The following is a 21,987-nucleotide window of genomic DNA, read 5'->3' as shown; positions in this document are numbered from 1 at the left end:
GCCCCGCCCCCGTCCGTCGTCGATGTGACACCTTGATCCTGCACCCTGCCACCGACAACGTCCCGGGAGCCGCGCGTGTCCCAGCCGTCGTACGCACTCCTGCCCGGCGCCGACGCGTCGCCCGTGATCCTTCATGTGCCGCACTCGGCGCGGGCGATCCCGGCCGACGTCCGGGCGGGCATCGTGCTCGACGATGCCGGCCTGGAGCGGGAGCTGGACCACATCACGGACGCGCACACCGCCGAGATCGCGGCGGCCGCGGCCGGGCTGGCCGGGGTGGCCCCCTGGCGGTTCGTCAACCGGCTGTCGCGGCTGGTGGTGGACCCGGAGCGGTTCCCGGACGAACGCGAGGAGATGCTCGCCGTCGGCATGGGGGCCGTGTACACGCGGACCACGCACCGGGGTGTGCTCCGGGACGAGCCGTACGCCTCCGGGCCGCTGGTCGAGCGGTACTTCCGGCCGTACGCGCGGGCGATGACGGAGGCCGTCGCCGGGCGGCTGGCCGCGACCGGGCGGGCCGTGGTGATCGACGTGCACTCCTATCCGAGCCGGGCGCTGCCCTACGAGCTGCACGGGGCCGGGCCGCGGCCGCCGGTGTGTCTGGGCACGGACGCCTTCCACACCCCGGCCGAGCTGACGGAGGCCGCCCGCAAGGCGTTCGCGGGCTGCGGGGAGACGGGGCTGGACAGCCCGTTCGGCGGGACCTACGTGCCGCTGGAGTTCTACGGGACGGACGCGCGGGTCGCCGCGCTGATGGTCGAGATCCGGCGGGACCTCTACATGACCGAGCCCGGCGGCCCGGCGGGCCCGGGAGCGCACCGGCTCGCCGCCGCCCTCGCCGCGCTCGTGGACGCCACCGGGCGCTGACCCCCGCGCCCCTCCGCCTGGAGCATTCCGGCAGGACACGGGGGGAGGGCCGTACGACCGTGGAGGCATGACCACGGAGACCCCCGCGCCCACCACGACCACGGAGCCGGCCGCGCCCACGGCGACGGGGCCGCTGCCGCCCGGCTGCGAGGCCGCGCCGCCGGTGCGGGACTGGCCCGCGCTCGAACTGCCGGGGACGGACTTCGACCCGGTCCTCGCGGCCCTGATGGCGGACGGGCCGGTGACCCGGATCCGGCTGCCGTACGGCGAGGGCTGGGCATGGCTCGCGACCCGCTACGAGGACGTCAGGACCGTCACCAACGACCCGCGGTTCAGCCGCGCCGAGGTCACCCGGCGTCAGGTGACCCGGCTGGCCCCGCACTTCCAGCCCCGTCCGGGCTCGCTGGCCTGGGCCGACCAGCCCGACCACAACCGGCTGCGCAAGCCGCTCGCCGGTGCCTTCACGGTGGGCGCGATGAAGGAGCTGCGGCCCCGGGCGCAGGAGATCCTCGACGGGCTGGTCGACGGGATCGTACGGGACGGGCCGCCCGCCGACCTGGTCGAGCGGGTGCTGGAGCCGTTCCCGATCACCGTGGTCAGCGAGGTGATGGGGGTGCCGGAGGCGGACCGGGAGCGGGTGCACGCCTGGACCCGGCAGATCATCTCCACCGCGGGCGGGGTCGAGGCCGCCGACGCGGCCAAGCGGGGGCTGTACGGCTGGATCACCGAGACGGTACGCGCGCGGGCCGGCGGCGCGGGCGAGGACGTGTACTCGTTGCTCGGCGGTGCCGTGGCCAGGGGCGAGATCGGTGCGGAGGAGGCCGTGGGGCTGGCCGGTCCGCTGCAGATCGGCGGCGAGGCGGTCACCCACAACTGCGGGCAGATGCTCTTCCTGATGCTGACACGGCCGGAGCTGATGGCGCGGATGCGGGAGCGGCCGGCGGAGCGCGGCCCGGTCCTGGACGAACTGCTGCGCTGGATCCCGCACCGCAGCACGGTCGGGCTCGCCCGGATCGCCCTGGAGGACGTCGAGCTGAGCGACGGCACCCGGATCGCGGCCGGCGACCCGGTGTACGTCTCCTACCTCGCCGCCAACCGCGACCCGGCCGTCTTCCCCGACCCGGACCGCATCCTGCCGGACCGCGATCCCGACCCGCACCTCGCCTTCGGTCACGGTACGCACTACTGCACGGGCGCGGTCCTGGCCCGGCTGCAGACCGAGCTGCTGGTCGGCACCCTCCTCGACCGGCTGCCGGGGCTACGGCTCGCGGTGCCGGCCGAGGACGTGGAGTGGCGGCGGAAGACGATGATCCGGGGGCCGCGGACGCTGCCTGTCACCTGGTGACGCGGGCCCCTGTCTCAGGCCCGCAGCCACTCCGTCACGATCACGTCCCCGCCCGTCCGCAGCCGCAGCGCGAACGGGCCGGTGGGCGGGGTGTCGCCGGCGAAGCGGCCCATGGCGTCGACCGTGAGCGGATGCGCCGTGGCCGGGCCGCCGAGCACCTCGATGCGGGCCGGCTGCGGGGGCAGCAGCTGGCCGAGCAGTCCGTCGTCGGTGACCTCGACGTCCACGGTCAGCTCGCCCGCCTGGAAGGTCAGCATCCGGGGCGGGTCCTCGACACCCCTGACCGGGATCGCGTCGACCAGGGAGTCGAAGGTCAGCTCGGCGACCCGGGCGTCCAGGTCGTGCAGCAGGTAGGCGTCCATGGCCAGTTGGAGCAGCCCGGCCGGGAGCGGGTCGAGGACGGCGGCCGCGCCGCGCAGCTCCTCCAGGAGGTCCTCGTCGAAGCCGGCGTCATCCGAGGTGTCGCCCAGGGCATCGCCCACGGCCTCGTCGAAAGCCTCGTCGGCCGGGAACTCGTCGTCGTTCACACCGCACCCCTCGCGTCGAGCCGGGCCCGCAGCCGGCGCAGACAGCGCTGGCGCAGCGGGCCGATGCTGCCCACGGCGATGCCCAGCGCGACGGACACCTCGACATAGCTGGGCGGCGGCGAGGCCATCAGGACGCGCAGCAACTGCCTGCAACGGTCGCCGAGTTCCTCGAACTCCTGCCACAGCAGGCGGATCCGCTCGGCCTCGTCCGCCTGGTCCTCCGCGTCGATCAGGGACTGTTCGGGCGTGCGGTCCTCGCTGATCCGGTCCAGGACCTGGGGATCGTCGGTCGGCAGCAGCCGGGTCAGCCCCCGGATCACCTTCAGGCACTCGTTGCGTGCCGTGCTGGCCAGCCAGGAGCCCGCCTTGTCGGGCTCCCGGATGCGGCCCAGGTGCTGGGCGAACCGGAACCACACGGTCTGGTACACCTCGTGCCCGTCGGCGTCGGAGAGCCGGTGCGCGCGCACCACGGACCACACCAGTGGGCTCAGCCCCTCCACGAGCGCCTTCCAGGCCGCCGCGTCGCCGTCGACGGCGGCCCGGACCAGCGCGCCGACCTCTGCTCGGTCCACGGTCCCACCCCTCGTGTACGGCAAGTCATGGTACGCCGTGGAGGGGAGTGTTCCGGAACTCAGGCCGTCGCGGCCAGCCTGACGACCGGGACCGGCTGCCAGGTGGCCGGGCGGAGCGCCGGTACGTGGGCTCCGCGCACCTCGGCGTACTCCGTGATGCTCTCCAGGAGTCGGGCGCGCGCCGTGCGCGGGTCGGTCTCCTTGAGCGTGGTCATCCGGTCGGCGACGAGGCCGGCCACGATGGGGGTGGCGAACGATGTTCCGCTCCACTGTGCGAACCCTTCGAACATCACTTGGTCCAGTTTGCCGGGACCGGTCGTCCCGGTGTCGGTCAACACGCCGGTGTGGCGCGGGTACTGGCAGGTGCAGGCGTAGGTGAAGCCGAACCGGCACGCGTCGTAGGTGGTGTGCTGGTACACGTAGGGCACGGGTGCGTCGAAGCCGGCCATGGCGCCGATGAGCTGCTCGCCGGGGGCGTAGACCTTGACCCAGCCGCCGTGGTTGGTGAAGCAGGCGCCGTACTCGCCGTCGCTGCGCAGCGCGCCGACCGAGAGGACCGTGTCCTCGTAGCCGGACAGGTCGGCGCAGGCGGCGGGCCAGAAGTGGGTGGCGCTGCCGTTGTTGCCGGCGGCGGCGACGAGCAGGGTGGACTGGTCGCGCAGGGCGTCCATGAAGGCCTCGACGGCGAGCAGTCCGTCGGCGCTGCCGTTCGAGGTGCCGGCGGAGAGGCTGATGATGTCGGGCCAGCCGTGCTGGTCGACCGCCTCGAAGAGCCTGGCGCCGAACTCGGACTCCAGGATGGCGCCCGCGTCGTTGAGGGTGTTGGTGACGGTGATGTCGGTGTTGGGGGCGAGTGCGGCGATGAGTCCGGCGATGAACGTGCCGTGGCCGACGTACTGCTGGAGGATGCCCTCCGCGTCGGTCTCGGTGACCTGCAGGTCGCCCTGGACACGGGCGAGGAGCGGGTAGGAGCGGTAGTCGTGCACCAGACCGGTGTCCATCACCAGGACGCTGACGGCGGTGTCCGGGTCGTAACTCCCCGCCACGACCTGCGGGTTGGGGGTCTGGGTGAGCAGGGCGGGGAGCGGTTCGCAGGGGTTGCAGGAGTTGGCGTTCCCCGTGGTGGACACGATGTGGTTGCGGCTGACCATGCGGCGTCCGGCGCGGCCCTCCGCCTCCCGCAGGGCGCGCAGCGCGTGGCCGACGGCCCGGTCGCCGGTGCGGTCGCCGTGGTTCGGGTCGCCGACCTGGATGCGGGTGACCCCGGTGCGGTTGGTCTCCGGTCCCGCCCTGCGCACGTGGTCGGCGACCAGGTCGGCGGTGGCGGTGAAGTGGGCGCGCACGGTGTCCTCGACGACCCGGGCCTCCGCGCCGTCGCGGGCGAGGACGACCCCCTTCTCGTACAGGAACTCGGCCGCGTCGTCGGGCCCCATCGCCAGTGGAACGTCCGGCATGGAGCGCTGGATCTGATCGAACTGCTCATGGAATCGCTGAGGTGCCATGGCCTGTCTCCTCCCCCAGAAACGGCGTTCTTCAGTCAGACTCGCCAGGCCTCCGCTTGATACAGCGTCAAACCTGTGGGGCATGTATGCCCAGGCCACTACCATCCGAGGGGTGACTGCGCGAAGCGATTCGGTTACGGAGCTCCTGCCGATGGTGTTCGCCGCCCCGGGCGAGGCCCTGGCGCGGGCGGAGAGCGTCCTCAGGTCCGGTCCGCCGCCGCTCGACGCGTCCGTCGCGCACCAGGTCATCGGCATCTGGCAGCGGGACTTCGGGGACCTGGCCGTGGCCCTCGACCATCTGCGGCGCGCCCGGGACTTCGCGGCCCGGGCGGACTCGGCGGATCGGGAGGCGGACGTCCTCGCCACCCTCGGAGTCGCCCTGGTGCACGCGGGGCGCACCCGGCAGGGACTGGCCGCGCTGGACCGCGGGGTGGCCCGGGGCAACGGGCACACCCGGGCGCGGGTGCTGTACCGGCGGGCGTTCGCCGGCTGGGTGCTGGGCCGGCACCGGGAGGCTCTGGAGGACCTGCGGCGGGCGATACCGGTGCTGCGGCAGGCCGACGACGTCATCTGGACCGCGCGGGCGCTGAGCGTGCGGGCCACCGTGCATCTGGCGATGGGCGCGGTGGAGCGGGCCGACGCGGACTTCACGGCGGCGGAGCTGCTGTGGGAGACGACGGGCCAGGAGCACGACAAGGCGGTCGCCGTGGAGAACCGGGGCCTGGCCGCGTACCGGTCCGGGGACATCCCGGCGGCGCTGCGGCTGCTGGCCGAGGCCAAGGAGCGGTACGACGAGCTGGGCACGCCCTCGTTCATGCTGTACATCGCGCGCTGCGACGTGCTGATGGCGGCCGGGCTGGCCCCGGAGGCGCTGGCCGAGGCGGACGCGGCGATCGCGACCCTGGACCGGATCGGCGGGCAGTCCACCCGCAAGGCCGAACTGCTGCTGACCGCCGCCCGGTCCGCGTTGTCGACCGGGGACGCGCAGACCGCGATCGCCCGTGCCGCCGTGGCCGTACGGCTGTTCTCGGGGCAGCGGCGGAGCTGGTGGGAGACGCATGCGCGGCTGGTGCTGATCGAGGCACGGGTGGCGGGCGGGGCCGCGTCGGGGCGGCTGGTACAGGACGCGGCGGCGGTCGCCGACCGGCTGGCCTCCTTCGGTGCGCCGGCCGCGCCGGAGGCCTCGCTGCTCGCCGGGCGGATCGCGCTGGCGCTGGGCTGGACGGCGGACGCGGAGCGGCACCTGGCGGTGGCCGCGCGCAGCAGGCACGTCGGCCCGCCGCTGGCCCGGATGACCGGCTGGGCCGCACAGGCGCTGCGGGCCCGGGCGGCCGGTTCGCGCCGTGGTGTCCTGGAGGCGTGCCGGCGCGGCCTCGACGTCCTGGACGACCACCGGATGACCCTGGGCGCCTCGGAGCTGCGGGCCCGGGCCACCGCGCAGGGTGCCGAACTGGCCGCGCTGGCCCAGCAGGCGAGCCTCGCGCACGGTGGCCCGCGCCGGCTCCTGGAGTGGAGCGAGCGCTGGCGGGCCACGGTGCTGTCCACCCCGCCGACCCGGCCGCCCGCGGACCCTGCCCTGCTCGCCTCACTGACCGCGTTCCGGGAGATCGCGTCCCGCGCGGAGGAGGCCCGCCGCGAACGCCGTCCGGTGCCCGCCCTGGAGCGTGAACAGCGGCGCCTGGAACGGGAGATCCGTTCCCGCACGCACCACACCCGGGGTGACGCCCCCGGCGGCGGCGACCGTTTCGCCCCGGCCCGCCTCCTGGACCGGCTCGGCGACGCCCGGCTGGTCGAACTCGCGGTCCTGGACGGCCGGGTGCACATCCTGCTGTGCGGTCAGGGCCGGGTGCGGCGCTTCGTGGGTGGCCAGTTGGCGGAGGCGGTCGCGGAGGCGGAGCACGTCCAGGCGGGGCTGCGTCGGCTCGCGCACCCTGGTGCGGAGGGGCGGCTGCCGGTGGTGGAGGCAGCCGGGAAGCGGCTGGAGGAGCTGCTGCTGGGCGCGGCGGCGGACCAGCTCGGCTCCGGGCCGGTGGTGGTCGTGCCGCCGGGCGCGCTGCACCGGGTGCCCTGGGCCCTGCTGCCCGCCTTCCGGGAACGGGTGCTCAGCGTGTCGCCGTCGGCGTCGAGCTGGCTGCGGGCCCGGGAGACCGAGCCGCCGCCGGGTGGCCGCCATGTGCTGGTCCGGGGGCCGGGACTGGCGACCGGGGGTGCGGAGGTACCCGAAGTGGCGGGCCGGTACGCGACGGCGCGGATCCTGGAGCACGACGAGGCCCAGGTTCCCCGGGTCCTGGAGGAGTTGGACGGCGCCGCGCTCGCCCATATCGCCGCGCACGGCACGTTCCGCGCGGACAGCCCGCTCTTCTCCTCGCTGCGGATGGCGGACGGACCGCTGATCGTGCACGACTTCGAGCGCCTCGCCCGCAGCCCCTACCGGATCATCCTCTCCAGCTGCGACACGGCCCGGCTCGCCTCGGTCGGCGCGGACGAACTCCTGGGCCTGGTCACCGCGTTGCTGCCGCTGGGCACGGCCGGGGTGGTGGCGAGCAGCGCCCCCGTCAACGACGCGGCCGTGGTCCCGCTGATGCTGGCCCTGCACAAGGGGCTCGGCGCCGGGCTGTCGCTGGCGGAGGCGCTGCGCGACGCCCGGGCCGCGCTGCCGGGCGACGCGCTCCACCAGGCGACGGGGTGGGCGTTCGCCGCGTTCGGGGCGGCCTGAGCGGGGATCGGGGGGCGGCGAGGCCGTTCAGCGCAGGACGGCCGCCAGCACGGTGCCAGGGTCACTGCGCCGGAGACCGATGCGAGTGCCGCGCCGACGCCCTGACGCTTCAGCAGGTCGTTCTTACCTCGGGTTCCTCACGGCCACCTCACTGGGGCGCGGCTGGAGTGCCCCGGTTGTCGCCGCGGTCTCCGTCGTCTGCACCCTCGGCGAGATCATCTACGCCGGCAGCGCCACCGCGCTCGTCACCGCCCTCGCCCCGGCCCATGCCCTGGGACGCGCCCTCGCCCGCTTCCAGCTCTCCACGGGCTTCGGCCTCGCCGTCTCCGCGGCGGTCATCACCGCTCTCGCCTCCCAGGGCCCGGCCGCCCTCTGAGGCAGCCTCACCGCTGGGACACTCCTCTCCGCCACCGCCGTCGCCGCCGAGAAGGACCCGGGAACGCAGCTCAGCGGCCGCTGCCACCCGGCGCGAGCGGGCTCCTCGACCCCCGCCTGCTAGGCCGACCGCCGGTCCGGCTGCGCCACCAGCCACGGGAGTGCCGTGCGGTCGTTGGCGCCGAGGCGGGTGTAGGCGCTGTAGAGGTGGTTGCCCACCGTCCGGACGGACAGGGTCAGTTGCTCGGCGATCTGGCGGTTGCTGAGGCCCGCCGCGGCGAGGGTGACGATCTGGCGCTGGCGGGCGGTGAGTTCGCCGAGGACGAGGCCGGACAGGGCCCGGGTGCGGGCGCCCTGACAGCGGCGGGCGAGGGCGACCGCGCGGGTGCGGGACATCCGGGCGGCGCGCGGGTCGCGGTGGGCGCGGACCGCCTGGGCGTGGGCCTCGGCCGCGAACAGCAGCAGGCCGCGCGCCGCCAGCGCCTCGGCCGCCCGGTCCAGGGCGGGCCCGTCGCCGCGGGCGAGCGCCTCCGCGTGCTGTGCGAGCACCCCGTCCAGCCGTCCCACGACGCCCGCGGCGCCCTCGGGTTCCCCGAGCCGTACGGCGCCGTAGTGCGCGAGACCCCCGTCCCCGCGCACTACGGCCGCCTCCCCCCACTCGGCGGCGGCACGGGCGAGTTCGGTACGGCAGGAGGCGTCGCCCGGCGCCGCCCGCAGTCCCTCCCTCGCCCACGCCGCCGCCTCTCGCAGCTCCCCCCGAAGCCACGAGTACCGGGCACGCACGGCCGCGTACCCGGCCGGTACGGGCAGGTCTCCCGCCGCCAGCCACTCCCCCACCCGGGCCGGCACCTCCCGTACGTCCAACTGCTCGATGCGGTCCTCCAGTTGTTCCTGTTCGTCCTTCAGGGCGGCCTCGCACCGGTCGGGGGTGCGGGCCAGTCGCCGGGCCCGCAGGCGGCCGGCCGAGGCGCGCAGCGCGGGGCCGTGCAGGGGGTGGGCGAGGCGGACGGCGCCCCGGTCGTCGACGTGGACGAGGCCGTCGGTCTCCAGCCGTTCGAGAGCGGCCAGGTCGAGGGCGTCGTGGAGGTGGAGCGGCAACGGCTCGGCGAAGGCGAGGCGTTCGAGGGTGTCGCTCTCTTCCTGACCCTGACGGTCCAGCAGGGGGGCGATCCGGTCCCGTACGGTCGCGGTGAGGGGCAGCGGACCGCGCCAGGCCCACTCGCCGGTGTCCGGGACCCTGGTCAGCGGGCCGGACTCGCGCAGCGCGCCGAGCAGGTCGCGCAGCAGCCGCAGGTCGCCCTGGCACACCCGGTGCAGCCGGCGCACGGTGAGCGGTTCCAGGCCGCCGCCGGCGAGCAGCGCGGCGGTCTCGTCGTACGGCAGCGGTTCCAGGGCGAGGTGGGTGAGGAGTTCTCCGGTCCACAGCCGGGAGACCGCGCCGGGGACGGGTGCCGTGCCGGTGGCGGCCACCACGAGCCGGGGGCGGCCGTGCACGGCGAGCTGGTGGACGAGGGCGGCCGAGGCCTCGTCGAGGAGGTGGGCGTCGTCGACGACCAGGAGCCGTACCCCGGACAGGTGCCGGACCGCGCCGGGCAGGGAGACGCGGTCGGAGAGCAGGTGCGCGAACGCCGCGAACGGGAGGGCGCTGGTCTCGGGGGTGCCGGTGACCCGGACGCAGTCGGTGCCCCGGACGGCCTCGGTGATCAGCCGGGTCTTGCCGATGCCGGCCGGGCCGGTCACCACGACGCCCTGCCGACCGGCCACCGACGACCGCCTGACCAGCTCCAGTTCGTCCTCCCGGCCGGTGAACGGCCAGGGCAGTTCGAGGGTTCGCGCATCCTGTTCGTAGGTCGTCACGTGAGTATGAGTCGCGTTACTCAGCTCTGATACAGGGGGACTTGAGTAGCTTCCGACTCAGGCGTGCGGCAGGGTCGAACGGCAGTCTGGGCGCATGACCCGACGCTACTGCTCGCTTCCGCAGCAGTCGGCCCCGGCGTTCGCGCCGGGACTGGCCGCCGAGCGGCTCGGCGCGCTCGTCGGCGGGCGGCGGATGTGGGTCAACGGCACGGCTCTGCACTACTACTTCTTCGACGCCGACACGGACGCCTCGGTGATCCCGGTCCCGGGGACCGGGGAGATGCGCCGGGTGCCGTGGACCGGTGCCGAGGGGCAGCGGGACGTGGTGCGCGAGTGCTTCCGGGAGTGGCAGGACCTCGGCATCGGGGTGACGTTCGCCGAGGTCTTCGACCGGTGCGAGGCGGAGCTGCGGATCGGCTTCCAGCTGGGGGACGGGTCCTGGTCGGCGGTGGGCCGGGACGCGCTCTCGGTGGGCGCGGGTGAGCGCACCATGAACCTGGGCTGGGACCTGACCGGTTCCGACGGGCGCTGGACGGCGCTGCACGAGATCGGGCACGCGCTCGGGATGCGGCACGAGCACCAGAGCCCGTTCGCGGGCGTCCACTGGGACGACGAGGCGGTCTACGCCGGCCTCGCGGGACCGCCGAACCACTGGAACCGGGACCGGACCCACTTCAACATCCTGCGCACGCTGGATCCGGCCGAGGCCAACGGTTCGGTGTGGGACCCGCAGTCCGTGATGCAGTTCCCCTTCGGCCCGGGGCTGGTCCTGGAGCCGGAGCAGTACCACAACGGCCTGTACCCGCCGGGGTCGCTGTCCCCGGCCGACAAGGAGTTCGTGCTCCGCTGGTACCCGCCCGCCGAGCCGCCGTCCGTGCTGGTGCCGTTCCGCTCGGCGCCGCTCAGCCTGGGGCCGGGCGCACAGGCCGACTTCGCCGTCGAGCCGCCGGAGACCCGCGTCTACAGCGTGGGCACCTTCGGGGAGAGCGACTCCGTCGTCGTGGTCTTCGAGGAGCGCGACGGGGAACCGCGCTACCTCGCCGGCCACGACGACGGAGGCACCCCGCACAACACCAGGATCAGGGTCAGGCTCGTCAAGGGCCGCCGCTATGCCGTCCGCGTCCGTCTCCATTCCACGTGGGGGTCGGGGGAGACAGCGGTCATGTGCTGGTGACAGCACGGCCGCGACGCGGAGGTCGGACCACTGTCCGGCGCCGGGGAAGCGGTCGCGGCACGTAACCTTCGGGGGAGGGATACGTGCCGCGGCCACGCCGGAAAGGCTGCGGACACCCTGCGAGGGGCGCTGGGGGTACCCCCGGCCGAAGGCTGGGGGAGGAACTGCGCGACCAGCCACCACGCACCCGCAGCCGGCAGCACACAAGGCCCCCTCCCCCTCACCCCCAAGCCGCTGTGGATCTCACACGCCGGTCACCGGCATCCCATATTCCGGACCCCGCTTGCACAGGATCCGTCCGCTGCGGTTATGGTTTCGGCCATCTACGCGGGAGCCCCTCCCCGACCGGGCTGAGAGGGCGTCTGGGATCCGTGTGCCGCGATGGCGGGCACGGTCCCCATGGGGACGCCGACCGCACCAGCAGCGCCATGCGCCCCGCGTAGGAGTTCACGTGTCCACAGCAGTCGAGCCGCGGCCCCCGGTGTTCCGCCACGCCGCCCGCTCCTGTTGTTGTCGCGCGTGTTGTCGCCGGTCCCGCTGACCGCCACCTCCGTCACCCCCGCTCACCTCCGCGCGCCCCCGCGCGCCGCCTTCGGAGTACCTCCATGCCGCACATCCGGGTCATGCTCGACTATTTCCATCCATGGCCGAATTCCGCCGGTCTGTACGTCGCCCGTGCCCACCGCTGGTACGGGGCGGCGGGCCTGGACGTCGAGCTGGTGGTGCAGGACCCGGGGCGCGGGGACACGCTGGAGTACCTGGCCCGGGGCGAGGTGGACTTCGGGATCTTCCCGCCGAACCGGCTGCTCGCCCGCCGGGCGGCCCTCGGCCAGCCGCTGGTGGCCGTCGCCGCGGTCAACCACCGTGGGCTGGAGGCGATCCAGACCACGACCTCGACCGGTATCACCCGGCCCCGCGACCTGGCGGGCCGCCGCCTCGCCTACAACCCGACCCCGCGCGGGCGGGCCATGGTCCGCCATCTGGTCGCAGCGGACGGCGGCGACCCGGACGCGGTGATCACCGTCGACGCGGGGACCCGTGAGCTGACCGTGGACGACATCGAGGCCGGCGAGGCGGACGCGACCTTCGGCAACTACTGGTCCTGGGACGCGCTGCGCGGCGACCTGCCCGAGCACAGCCGGCTGACCTGGCCGGTCGACGAGATAGGCGCGCCCCGCTACCACAGCTACCTGCTGGGCACGAGCGAGCGACTGCTCGACGAACAGCCCTCACTGGTAAGGGACTTCCTGACCGTGACGGCCCGCGGATACGCCACCGCCGCCCGGCGCCCCGATGCCACGCTGGAGATGCTGGAGCGGGTCATCCCGTACTTCCCGCGTCGGCTCATCGCCCGTTCCCTCGCCCTGGTCGCACCGACGTGGACGGACCCGCAGGGCCGTTGGGGCGTGATCGACGAGGGCCGGATGGGCCCCTACGCGCACTGGCTCGCCGAGCACGGCGCCATCGCGCACGACCACGACTGGCACCGGTCCTTCACCAACAGCCTGCTGGACGTGACCGCATGACCCTGCTCACCCGGCGGCTCGCCGTCGACTTCAAGCGGGTGGACAGCGCGCTGTGTCGGGCCTGACCGCCCCGCACCGCCGCCCGACTCCCCTCCCCCGTACGAAGGACCCTCCACCATGCTCCGCCGCACCGCGCCGCCGGCCCTCGCCGCCCTGACGTTCCTCGCCGCCACCACCGCCTGCTCCGCCGACGCCGACTCCACGGCCGCCGCCGAGGACGGCACCACCACTGTCACCCTGGCCCTGGACTGGACCCCCAACACCAACCACACCGGCATCTACGTCGCCCGGGCCAAGGGCTGGTTCAAGGACGCCGGGATCGACCTGAAGATCGTCCCCTACGGCTCGACCGCGCCCGAGACCCTGATCGCGAGCCACAAGGCCGACTTCGGCATCTCCTACCAGGAGGGGGTCACCACGGCCCGCGCCGCCGGCCAGGACATCACCTCCGTCTACGCCGTCACGCAGAAGACGGACGTGACCGTCTCGGTGCGCGCCGACCGCACCGACATCACCTCGCCCAAGGACCTCGACGGCAAGACGTACGCCGGGTTCGGCGCCCCCTACGAGAAGCCCCTGCTGCAGAAGGTGATCAAGAACGCGGGCGGCACGGGCGACTTCAGGCAGGTCACCCTCAACACCTCGGCCTACGCGGCGCTGTACGCCGGCAAGGCGGACTTCGCGATGCCGATGCCGACCTGGGAGGGTCTGGAGGCGAAGCTCAGCGGGAAGCCGCTGAAGGACTTCCAGCTCTCCGACTACGGCTTCCCGGCGATCTACTCCACGCTGATCGCGTCCTCCGACCAGTTCCTGAAGAAGAACCCGGCGGTGGCGAAGAAGTTTCTCGCGGCCGTCGACAAGGGGTACCGCTACGCGGCCGAGAACCCCGACCGGGCCGCCGACCTGCTCATCGCCGACAACAAGAGCGTGCTCACCAACACAAAGCTGGTGAAGGAGAGTTCGGAGCTGCTGGCCAAGGAGTACTACCGGGGCGCCGACGGCACGATCGGCACCCAGAGCGCGGCGCGCTGGAAGGCCTTCGCCGACTTCGAGTACGACGCAGGCCTTCTCGTCGACGCGAACGGCAAGAAGCTCACCGAGGCGCCGGACACCTCGTCGTTCTTCACCAACGGCTACCTCCCGGACGCCAAGTGAGGCCCGTACTGCGGTCGTTGTGGCCGCCCCTGCTGGTGCTCGCCGTGGTGGTCGGCGGCTGGCAGCTGTACGTGACGGCGGCCGGGGTCGACCCGACCACGCTGCCCTCCCCCGCCCGGGTGGTGGAGCAGGGCTGGGCGAACCGCCAGGACCTGTGGGAGCAGACCCTGCCCACCCTCCAGGAGACGCTGCTCGGCTTCGCGCTGTCGTTCGCGGCGGCCTGGCTGGTGGCGGTGGTGCTGGACTTCTCCGCCGCCGCCCGCCGGGGTCTGTACCCGCTGCTGGTCGCATCCCAGACGATCCCGATCGTCGCCGTGGCGCCCCTGCTGATCATCTGGTTCGGCTTCGGGCTGCTGCCCAAGATGCTGGTGGTGACGCTGACGACGTTCTTCCCGCTGGCCGCCAATCTCGCCGCCGGGTTCGCGGCGACCGACCGGGAGGCCATGCGGCTGCTGCGCTCGCTGGGCGCCGGGCGGTGGCGGGCGTTCCGGCTGGTGCGGGTGCCGAGCGCGATGCCGTACTTCTTCGCCGGGCTGCGGGTGAGCATCACCTACGCCGTGGTCGGGGCGGTGTTCGCGGAGTACGCGGGCGCCGAGTCCGGGCTCGGGATCTACATGCAGGCCCAGAAGAGCGCGTTCCGCACGGACTTGGTGTTCGCCGCGGTCGCGGTGACGGCCGCACTCAGCATCGCGCTGTTCGGGGCCACCTACCTGTTGCAGCGGCTGGTGCTGCCCTGGGAACGGAAGGCCGGGAAATGAGCAGTCTGCGCATCGCGGGCGTGGGCAAGTCCTTCGGTTCGCTGGAGGTCCTGCGGGACCTCGATCTGAGCGTGCAGCCAGGTGAGTTCGCCGCCGTCATCGGCCCGAGCGGCAGCGGCAAGAGCACCCTGTTCAACCTGGTGTCCGGGCTCGACCGGCCGACCTCCGGACGGGTGCTGGTGGAGGGCGAGCCGGCCGGGGTGGCCTCCGGCAAGGTCGCCTACATGCCGCAGAAGGACCTGTTGTTCCCCTGGCGGACGGTCCTCGACAACACCGCGCTGGGCCTGGAGGCGCAGGGGGTGCGGAAGAAGGAGGCGCGGGCGCGGGCCGACGCGCTGTTCGCAGACTTCGGCCTGGACGGCTTCCAGAAAGCGTATCCCTCGCAGCTCAGCGGAGGTATGCGGCAGCGGGCCGCGCTGCTGCGGACGGTGGTCCTGGAGCGGCCGGTGCTGCTCCTCGACGAGCCGTTCGGCGCGCTGGACTCGCTGACCCGCACGGAGATGCAGCTGTGGCTGGCCGGCATGTGGCAGCGGCACCGCTGGACGGTCGTCCTGGTCACCCACGACATCCGGGAGGCGGTCCTGCTCGCCGACACCGTGCACGTCCTGTCCCCGCGCCCGGCCACGGTGGTGGACCGGGTCGAGGTCCCGCTGCCCCGGCCGCGCGGCGCCGACGACTTCACGGCACCGGGGTTCGCGGCGACGGAACGCCGGATCCTCGACTCCCTGCGCGGGACGACGGCGGTGACGACGCCGTGAGTGCGCATCTCGCCCATGGTCTGGGCACCGAACCGGTCGAGCCGGACTGGCCGCCGCTGACCGATGCCGAGGTCACGGCCGTGACCGGTCCGGCCCGGGTGGTGTGGCGCAGCCCGCGCCCGCTGTCGGCGGCGGCCGTGGTGGAACGGGACGGGCGGCGGCTGTTCGTGAAACGGCACCATGCCACCGTGCGGACCCGGGAGGGGCTGGCGGAGGAGCACGCCTTCCTGCGCCATCTGCGGGAGCGCGGGGCGCCGGTGGTGGAGGTCCTGGACCTGGTGGAGCGGGGCGAGTGGACGTACGAGGTCCACTCGGCCGGGACTGGCACCGACCTGTACCGGGACGCGCTGTCCTGGTCGCCGTTCCTCGGTACGGCCCACGCCCGGGCGGCGGGCGAGGCGCTGGCCCGGCTGCACCTGGCGGCGGAGGGCTTCGCCGCACCGCGCCGCTCGGTACAGCCGCTGGTCGCCTCGTTCACGGTGTTCGCGGCGCCGGACCCGTGGGCTGCGCTGACCTCGTACGTGTCCGAGCGGCCGCGGCTGGAGGAGGCGCTGGCGGACCACCCCTGGCACGAGGACACCCACCGCGTGCTGCTCCCGCTCCACGACCGCCTGGCCCCGCACCTGCCGGCGCTCGCACCGCTGTGGACCCACAACGACTGGCACGCCTCGAACCTCCTCTGGGACGAGGACGGCGAGGTCGCCACGGTCCTGGACTTCGGCATGAGCGACCGCACCACCGCAGTGCACGACCTCGCCACGGCCCTGGAACGCAACACCGTGCAGTGGCTGGACCCCGACCGCCCGGTCCAGGAGAAGCACGCGGTCGAACTGCTCCGGGGATACCTGTCGACACGCCCGCTCACCGCCGCCGAGTCAGCGGCCCTGCCCGCCCTTCTCCCCCTGGTCCACGCCGAGTTCGCGCTGTCCGAGCTGGACTACTTCCACGGCGTCACCCGGTCCCCGGCGAACGCCCGGCTGGCGTACGAGTACTACGTCGGCCATGCCGAGTGGTTCTCGGGAGCGGCGGGCCACCGGCTGCTGGAGCTGGTGGCCGCGCAGGTGTGAGCCTCAGCGTCGGCGCCATTCATCCGCGAGGAGTTCGTAGGAGCGGACCCGGTCGGCCTGGTCGTGGGTGATGGTGGTGATGAGCAGTTCGTCGGCGCCGGTGGCCTCCTGGAGCTGTTCCAGGCGGTCGGCGACGTGCTGCGGGCTGCCCACGAACTGGGTGTCGAGGCGGTCCCGGACCAGCCGGCGGTCCTCGTCGGTCCAGACGTGGGCCCGGGCCTCCTCGGGGGTGGGGAAGGGAATGGCGCCCTCGGCGGTGCGGATGCTGCGGACCCAGGGGCCGTAGCCGGTGGCGCGTTCGCGGGCGGTGGCGTCGTCCTCCGCGACCACGACGTCGGCGGAGACGCTGACGTACGGCTTGTCGAGGACGTCCGAGGGCTGGAAGTGCGCCCGATAGCCGTCCACCGCCTCCAGGACGGTGGCCGGGCTGACGTGGTAGTTGGCGGCGAAACGCAGGCCCCGCTCGCCCGCGACCCGGGCGCTCTCGCCGCCGCTGCTGCCCAGGATCCACACCTCGACCTCGGCCCCCTCACCGGGAACGATGTGGGCCTCGACGCCGTCCTCGGTGCGGTAGGTCCCGGCCAGCAGGGCGAGGATGTCGTCGATCTGTTCGGTGTAGTCCTGGGACTCGGCGTTCGGCAGCAGGAGCAGCTTGCGGTGGAGAGCGAACCGCGGGGAGCCGATGAGCCGGGCGAAGTCGAAGCGAGGCGGGACGACCAGACCGTTGGGGGCGCGGCCGTCGACCACAGGGGTCACCGTCGGCTCGGCCGCCTTCTCCGCGGGCGGGCGGCCGCCGGAGCGGCCCAGGCCCAGGTCGAGGCGGCCCGGGTACACGGCGTCGAGGAGGCCGAACTCCTCGACGGTGGACAGCGCCGTGCGGTGGCCGAGCTGTACGGCGCCGGAGCCGAGCCGGATCGTGGAGGTCGCGGCGGCGGTCAGTGCCAGGACCACCGCGGGGGACGTGCCGGCCACCCCGGGGTTGAGGTGGTGCTCGGCGAACCAGTAGCGGGCGTAGCCGAACTCCTCGGTGCGCCGGGCGAGTTCGACGGAGTTGCGCAGGGCGTCGGCGGCGGTGGCGCCGCTCGGGATCGGCACCAGGTCGAGGACGCCGAGGGGGATGTCAGACATGTGCGGGCTCCTCGGCGGCCGGGTGTACGGGTGCCCACGGGAAGGGCGGGTCGGGGATGTCCTTGCGCAGGACCGGGGCCACCGCCGACTGGAACAGCTCCAGCGAGTCGCGGTGCTGGGTGTCCGTCAACCCGCCCGCGTCGGCGTGGAGATGCAGGACGGTGTGCCCGAACTGCTCGTGGTAGCGGTGCACTTTCTCGATGACCTGCTCGGGACTGCCGATCAGCGCCGAGCTGCGTTCGACGAAGTCCTCCAGGGTCTCGAAGACGACCGGCAGTCCGGCCCGGCGGAAGAAGGCCAGGTTCGCCTCGAACACCGGGCGGTAGGCGGCCAGCGCCTGCTGGGTGGTGGGCGCCACCAGCAGGCCCGCCGTACCGGCGCCGACGGCGATGGCCGCCGGGTCGTGGCCGTAGTGCGCCCAGCGTTCCCGGTAGTACCGGATCAACTCGGCATACGGCTCTATGGGATTGGTGACGTTCGCGGAGAACAGCGGGTCGCCGTAGCGGGCCGCGAGGTCGACGGACTCCTTGCTGGTGGCGCTGCCGTGCCAGACCCGGACCGGCCGCTGGTAGGGGCGCGGCCAGACCTCGGCGTCCGTCAGCTCCGGCCGGAACCGGGTCTTCGCGGTGACCTTGTCCTGCCGCCACAACTGCCGGAACACCTCGTAGCTCTCGGCGTTGCGGTCCCACTGGTCCTCGGGCGTGACATGGAACAGCTCGCGCTGGGCGGAGCCGTTGCCCTTGCCGATGATCAGGTCGAGGCGGCCCTCGGAGAGGTGGTCGAGGGTCGCGTAGTCCTCGTAAGCCCGGACGGGGTCCAGCAGGCTGAGCGTGGTCACCGCGGTGAAGAGCCGGATGCGCCGGGTGAGCGCGGCGACATGGCTGAGCACCACGGTCGGCGAGGAGGAGATGAACGGACGCTCGTGCCGCTCCCCCACGCCGAAGCCGTCGAAGCCCAGCTCCTCGGCGAGCACGGCGTTGTCGAGGACCTCGCGGAACCGCTCGTGGGTGGACTTCCGTCTCCCCGTGACCGGATCCGGGCGGTGCACGATCAGGGTGACCGCCAGGAACCTCACGACGCCACCCGCTCGCCCCGCCGCTCGTCGGGGTGGGCGAGGCCGAGGTGGTCGCGCAGGGTGGTGCCCTCGTACTCGGTGCGGAAGACGCCCTGCTCCTGGAGGAGCGGTACGACCGTGTCGGCGAAGGTGTCGAGGCCGCCGGGGGTGATGTGCGGGACCAGGATGAAGCCGTCGGAGACGTCGGCCTGCACGAAGTCGTTGATGGTGCGGGCGACGGTGGCGGGGGAGCCGACGAAGGTCTGCCGGTTGCCCGTGTTGATCACGAGGTCGCGGATGGACCACTTGTTGGCCTCGGCGAGCTCGCGCCACTCGCGGGCGATGGCGACCGGGTCGCGGTACATCCGGACCTGGGCCCGGCCCCGGGAGATGTGCTCCTCACCGACCAGCGGGTCGACGTCGGGCAGCGGGCCCTCCGGGTCGTACGAGGACAGGTCCCGGTTCCAGACGAACTCCAGGTGCTTGAGGGCGGTCGCGCCGCTGACCTGCTGGCGCCGCACCTGGTGGGCGATCTCCTCCGCCTCCGCGTCGGTGTCGCCGAGGACGAAACTGGCGGCGGGCAGGATCAGCAGGTCCTCGGGGCGGCGGCCGTACTTGGCGAGGCGGGACTTCACGTCGGTGTAGAAGGCCTGGCCGGCGTCGAGGGTGGCGTACCGGCTGAAGATCGCGTCGGCACTGGAGGCGGCGAACTCGCGGCCCTCGTCGGACTCGCCGGCCTGGAAGACCACCGGGCGGCCCTGCGGGGAGCGCGGCACGTTGAACTGGCCGTGGATGTCGAACTGCGGGCCCTGGTGCACGAAGGAGCCGGCCCTGGCGTCGCTCAGGAAGGTGCCGGTGGCCTGGTCGGCGAGGATCTCGTCGCCGTGCCAGGAGTCGAAGAGCTCGTTCGCGGTGGCGAGGAACTCCTCGGCGCGGGAGTAGCGCTCGTCCTGCGGCAGGAAGCCGCCGCGGCGGAAGTTCTCGCCGGTGAAGGCGTCCCAGGAGGTGACCACGTTCCAGGCGGCCCGGCCGCCGGAGAGGTGGTCGAGGCTGGCGAACTGGCGGGCCACCTCGTAGGGCTCGTTGAAGGTGGAGTTGATGGTGCCGGTCAGCCCGAGGTGCTCGGTGACGGCGGCCAGCGCGGCCAGCACCGTGAAGGTGTCGGGGCGGCCGACGACGTCCAGGTCGTATATCTTCCCGCCCTGTTCGCGCAGCCGGAGACCCTCGGCCAGGAAGAGGAAGTCGAACTTGGCGCGTTCGGCGGTCTTCGCGAAGTGCGTGAAGGAGCTGAACTCGATGTGGCTGCCGGCGGCCGGGTCGCTCCACACGGTGGTGTTGTTGACGCCGGGGAAGTGTGCGGCCAGGTGGATCTGCTTCAGCGGCTTGCTCATGTCGGGTGCGGTCCTTCCGGCTCAGGCGGTGGCGGCGGCGTAGCGGTTGGCGGGGCGTGCGAGCCCGAGCAGGCCGCGCAGGGTGTCGGCCTCGTAGGCGGTACGGAAGCGGCCCCGGCGCTGGAGTTCGGGGACCAGGTCCGCGGTGATGCGCGGCAGGTCGTGGCCGAGCACGGCGGGCCGCAGCCGGAAGCCGGTGAGACCTTCTGCCGCGAACTCCTCCAGGAGATGGGCGAGTTCGGCGGCCGTTCCGGTGAAGATCCGGGCGTCGCTGGTCAGCGCGCCGCCGTCGAGGCTGTCGAGGCGGTCCTTGCGGGCCTCGGCCGCTGCCTGGTCGTCGTCGAGGAAGACCACGAGGTCGCCGAAGACGTGCACGGTGTCGGCGGCCCGGCCGGCGGCCTCCTGCTCGGCGCGGATCTCGGCGACGATGGCGCGGGCGTCCTCGCTGTCCCGGGGGGTGACATAACCGACGTCGGCCTGGCGGGCGATCAGCCGGTACGGGACGGTCTGGTGGCCGAGGGCGGTGACGAGCGGCTGGCCCTGCGGCGGGCGCGGGGTGATGGAGGGGCCCTTCACGCTGAAGTGCCGGCCCTCGAAGTCGATGTAGTGCAGCCTGTCCCGGTCGATGAAGCGGCCGGTGGCGGCGTCCCGGATCTCGGCGTCGTCCTCCCAGCTGTCCCAGAGCCTGCGGACGACCTCGACGTGGTCGGCGGCCTCGTCGAAGTGCTCGGTGAGCCGCTGCTGCCCGGCCGGTGACCGCAGTTGCGCGAGGTCGATCGGCGGGAAGGTACGGCGGCCGAAGTGGTCCGCCTCGTACGGGCGGGCGGAGATCTGCACCCGCAGTCCGGCGCGGCCGGTGCTGACGTAGTCGAGCGTGGCGATCGCCTTGGAGATGTGGAACGGCTCGGTGTGGGTGGCGATCACCGTCGGCACCAGGCCGATGTGGCTGGACAGGGGCGCGATCCGGGACGCGATCAGGACGGCGTCGAGGCGGCCGCGGACCTGGTCGGTGCGGCCGTCGAGCTCGCCGTAGTGCGAGGACTGCAGGCCGAGGCCGTCCTCGAAGGTGACGAAGTCGATCAGACCGCGCTCGGCCTCGGCGACGAGGTCGGCCCAGTAGCCGGCGGTGAACAGGTCGCGGGGGCGGGCGACCGGCTCGCGCCAGGACGCCGGGTGCCAGCCGGTGCCGTCCAGGGCGACGGCGAGGTGCAGGTGGGAAGCGGGAGATGAGGACACAGTGGTGCCTTCCTGAAGGTCCGTACGAGGGCGCGCCGGTAAGAGGGGCGCGGCGGGGACGACTGGTCAGGAACAACAGAGCGCGCCGGCCACGCGCTGGAGGTCGATGTGCGGCCGGGAGTGCAGGACGGTACGGCGGCTGGGGCTGAGGACACGTGTCACGTCCCGCACCTCCCGGCCTGCTCCGCGTGCATCTCGTCGTGACTCACAACAGACCGGTGTTCGTGGTTGTTCCCGGGCTGCGCACCAGCAGGGTCCGGCCGCGCAGCCGCTCGGTGAAGCCGATCGACTCGTAGAGCCGGATGGCGTTCGCGTTGCCGGGGGCCGCGTGCAGGAACGGGGTCTCCCCGCGCTCCCGGATCCCGGCGGCGACCGCGCGGACGAGGCGGGCGGCCAGGCCCCGGCCCCGGTGCTCCGGGTCGGTGCAGACGGCGCTGATCTCCGTCCAGCCGGCCAGCCGGAGCCGCTCCCCCGCCATGGCTATGAGCCGGCCGCGGTGCCGGATGCCGAGATAGGTGCCCATCTCGACAGTCCGGGTGCGGAACGGGCCGGGCTCGGTGCGGGCGACCAGATCCAGCATCTCGGGCACGTCGTCCGACCCGAGACGTACCGCCTCGGGGGCGGGCTCGGCCCGCAGTGCCGTGTCGACGAACTGGACGCCGGTCCCGCCGCCGACCACCTCCCAGCCGGGCGGTGCCGCCTCGACCGGCTTGATCTTCACGGTCGTTCCCGGGCCGACGAGTGCGAGCAGGTCGGCCCAGGCGGCCGGGTCGGTGGCGTCGGCGAGCGCCGCATAGGCGTAAACGTCGTCGGGATACCGGGCCGCCCGCCCGACCCTCTCCGCGAGGTGGGCGTGCGGGCCGGCGAGGGCCGACCAGACGGCGTTGTCGAGCGGGGACGGATCGGGTGCGAGCGGGACCCCGCCTCCGTGGAGGTCGGTCTGGACGGTCACGGGGGCGCGGTCCTTTCTCGCCTTGCG

19 protein-coding genes and 1 pseudogene are annotated in these 21,987 nt (G+C 73.4%); 10 read left to right on the top strand and 10 right to left on the bottom strand.

Going from position 1 to position 21,987, the window contains the following annotated elements; genetic code table 11:
- Positions 1-75 precede the first annotated feature (75 nt).
- Both ACZ4UV_RS38395 and ACZ4UV_RS38390 read left to right on the top strand, forming a co-directional pair.
- Positions 76-867, top strand: a complete 792-nt coding sequence (locus tag ACZ4UV_RS38395) for an N-formylglutamate amidohydrolase (protein WP_467844453.1) — start codon at positions 76-78, stop codon at positions 865-867.
- A gap of 67 nt (positions 868-934) precedes the next feature.
- The gene (locus tag ACZ4UV_RS38390; RefSeq protein ID WP_451017086.1) at positions 935-2,212 is read left to right on the top strand and encodes a cytochrome P450; all 1,278 of its coding nucleotides are present in this window, start codon (positions 935-937) and stop codon (positions 2,210-2,212) included.
- 14 nt (positions 2,213-2,226) lie between these two features.
- Here the strand turns inward: ACZ4UV_RS38390 and ACZ4UV_RS38385 are convergent, their stop codons facing one another.
- From ACZ4UV_RS38385 to ACZ4UV_RS38375, 3 genes are read right to left on the bottom strand one after another with little or no spacing between them, the layout of a single operon-like run.
- Positions 2,227-2,739, bottom strand: a complete 513-nt coding sequence (locus ACZ4UV_RS38385; protein WP_451017085.1) for a hypothetical protein — start codon at positions 2,737-2,739, stop codon at positions 2,227-2,229.
- Positions 2,736-3,335, bottom strand: a complete 600-nt coding sequence (locus ACZ4UV_RS38380) for an RNA polymerase sigma factor (RefSeq protein WP_388918796.1) — start codon at positions 3,333-3,335, stop codon at positions 2,736-2,738. The genes ACZ4UV_RS38385 and ACZ4UV_RS38380 overlap by 4 nt, the downstream gene beginning before the upstream one ends.
- Positions 3,336-3,370: 35 nt before the next feature.
- A complete protein-coding gene (locus ACZ4UV_RS38375) occupies positions 3,371-4,813 on the bottom strand; it encodes a S8/S53 family peptidase (RefSeq protein WP_467844448.1) in 1,443 nt (480 codons plus the stop codon).
- A gap of 151 nt (positions 4,814-4,964) precedes the next feature.
- On the opposite strand from ACZ4UV_RS38375, the gene ACZ4UV_RS38370 reads away from it, so the two are divergent.
- Positions 4,965-7,529 (top strand): CHAT domain-containing protein, encoded by a 2,565-nt coding sequence (locus ACZ4UV_RS38370; protein ID WP_390041258.1) that lies wholly within the window; start codon positions 4,965-4,967, stop codon positions 7,527-7,529.
- Between the two features lie 91 nt (positions 7,530-7,620).
- Positions 7,621-8,028 (top strand): annotated as a pseudogene (locus ACZ4UV_RS38365) (MFS transporter); the annotation flags it as partial.
- Here the strand turns inward: ACZ4UV_RS38365 and ACZ4UV_RS38360 are convergent.
- Entirely contained in the window at positions 8,025-9,761 is a 1,737-nt protein-coding gene (locus ACZ4UV_RS38360) for a LuxR family transcriptional regulator AbsR2 (protein WP_467844445.1), read from the bottom strand. The pseudogene ACZ4UV_RS38365 and the gene ACZ4UV_RS38360 sit on opposite strands and share 4 nt — an antisense overlap.
- Before the next feature lie 94 nt (positions 9,762-9,855).
- On the opposite strand from ACZ4UV_RS38360, the gene absR1 reads away from it, so the two are divergent.
- From absR1 to ACZ4UV_RS38330, 6 genes are all read left to right on the top strand, one after another.
- The gene (absR1, locus tag ACZ4UV_RS38355; protein WP_467844442.1) at positions 9,856-10,935 is read left to right on the top strand and encodes a beta-glucuronidase AbsR1; all 1,080 of its coding nucleotides are present in this window, start codon (positions 9,856-9,858) and stop codon (positions 10,933-10,935) included.
- A 605-nt stretch (positions 10,936-11,540) separates the two neighbouring features.
- Positions 11,541-12,461, top strand: coding sequence for an ABC transporter substrate-binding protein (locus ACZ4UV_RS38350; protein WP_390041252.1), 921 nt, complete (start codon positions 11,541-11,543; stop codon positions 12,459-12,461).
- 117 nt (positions 12,462-12,578) lie between these two features.
- Positions 12,579-13,616 (top strand): ABC transporter substrate-binding protein, encoded by a 1,038-nt coding sequence (locus ACZ4UV_RS38345; protein WP_451017338.1) that lies wholly within the window; start codon positions 12,579-12,581, stop codon positions 13,614-13,616.
- Positions 13,613-14,374, top strand: coding sequence for an ABC transporter permease (locus ACZ4UV_RS38340; protein ID WP_451017339.1), 762 nt, complete (start codon positions 13,613-13,615; stop codon positions 14,372-14,374). Before ACZ4UV_RS38345 ends, ACZ4UV_RS38340 begins: the two co-directional genes overlap by 4 nt.
- Entirely contained in the window at positions 14,371-15,132 is a 762-nt protein-coding gene (locus tag ACZ4UV_RS38335) for an ABC transporter ATP-binding protein (protein WP_451017340.1), read from the top strand. Before ACZ4UV_RS38340 ends, ACZ4UV_RS38335 begins: the two co-directional genes overlap by 4 nt.
- Positions 15,129-16,199 carry a phosphotransferase enzyme family protein gene (locus ACZ4UV_RS38330; RefSeq protein WP_390041245.1) on the top strand — a complete coding sequence of 357 codons (1,071 nt, stop codon included), beginning with the start codon at positions 15,129-15,131 and terminating at the stop codon, positions 16,197-16,199. Before ACZ4UV_RS38335 ends, ACZ4UV_RS38330 begins: the two co-directional genes overlap by 4 nt.
- A gap of 3 nt (positions 16,200-16,202) precedes the next feature.
- On the opposite strand, the gene ACZ4UV_RS38325 is transcribed toward ACZ4UV_RS38330, so the two are convergent.
- The 6 genes from ACZ4UV_RS38325 to ACZ4UV_RS38300 form a co-directional block, all read right to left on the bottom strand.
- The gene (locus tag ACZ4UV_RS38325; RefSeq protein ID WP_451017342.1) at positions 16,203-17,327 is read right to left on the bottom strand and encodes an LLM class flavin-dependent oxidoreductase; all 1,125 of its coding nucleotides are present in this window, start codon (positions 17,325-17,327) and stop codon (positions 16,203-16,205) included.
- Complete coding sequence (locus ACZ4UV_RS38320; protein ID WP_390041241.1) at positions 17,320-18,402, bottom strand: LLM class flavin-dependent oxidoreductase; 1,083 nt, start codon at positions 18,400-18,402, stop codon at positions 17,320-17,322. The genes ACZ4UV_RS38325 and ACZ4UV_RS38320 overlap by 8 nt, the downstream gene beginning before the upstream one ends.
- Complete coding sequence (locus ACZ4UV_RS38315; protein ID WP_451017343.1) at positions 18,399-19,772, bottom strand: NtaA/DmoA family FMN-dependent monooxygenase; 1,374 nt, start codon at positions 19,770-19,772, stop codon at positions 18,399-18,401. Before ACZ4UV_RS38315 ends, ACZ4UV_RS38320 begins: the two co-directional genes overlap by 4 nt.
- A 21-nt stretch (positions 19,773-19,793) precedes the next feature.
- Complete coding sequence (locus ACZ4UV_RS38310) at positions 19,794-21,008, bottom strand: LLM class flavin-dependent oxidoreductase (protein WP_467844434.1); 1,215 nt, start codon at positions 21,006-21,008, stop codon at positions 19,794-19,796.
- A gap of 66 nt (positions 21,009-21,074) precedes the next feature.
- Entirely contained in the window at positions 21,075-21,170 is a 96-nt protein-coding gene (locus tag ACZ4UV_RS38305) for a putative leader peptide (protein WP_350785419.1), read from the bottom strand.
- 43 nt (positions 21,171-21,213) lie between these two features.
- Positions 21,214-21,960, bottom strand: a complete 747-nt coding sequence (locus tag ACZ4UV_RS38300; RefSeq protein WP_451017345.1) for a GNAT family N-acetyltransferase — start codon at positions 21,958-21,960, stop codon at positions 21,214-21,216.
- Between the last annotated feature and the right edge of the window lie 27 nt (positions 21,961-21,987).

The organism is Streptomyces sp. NPDC028289 (assembly GCF_055565975.1).
The sequence above is the reverse complement of the archived record's forward strand: the minus strand, read 5'-3'. Positions and strand labels throughout refer to the sequence as shown.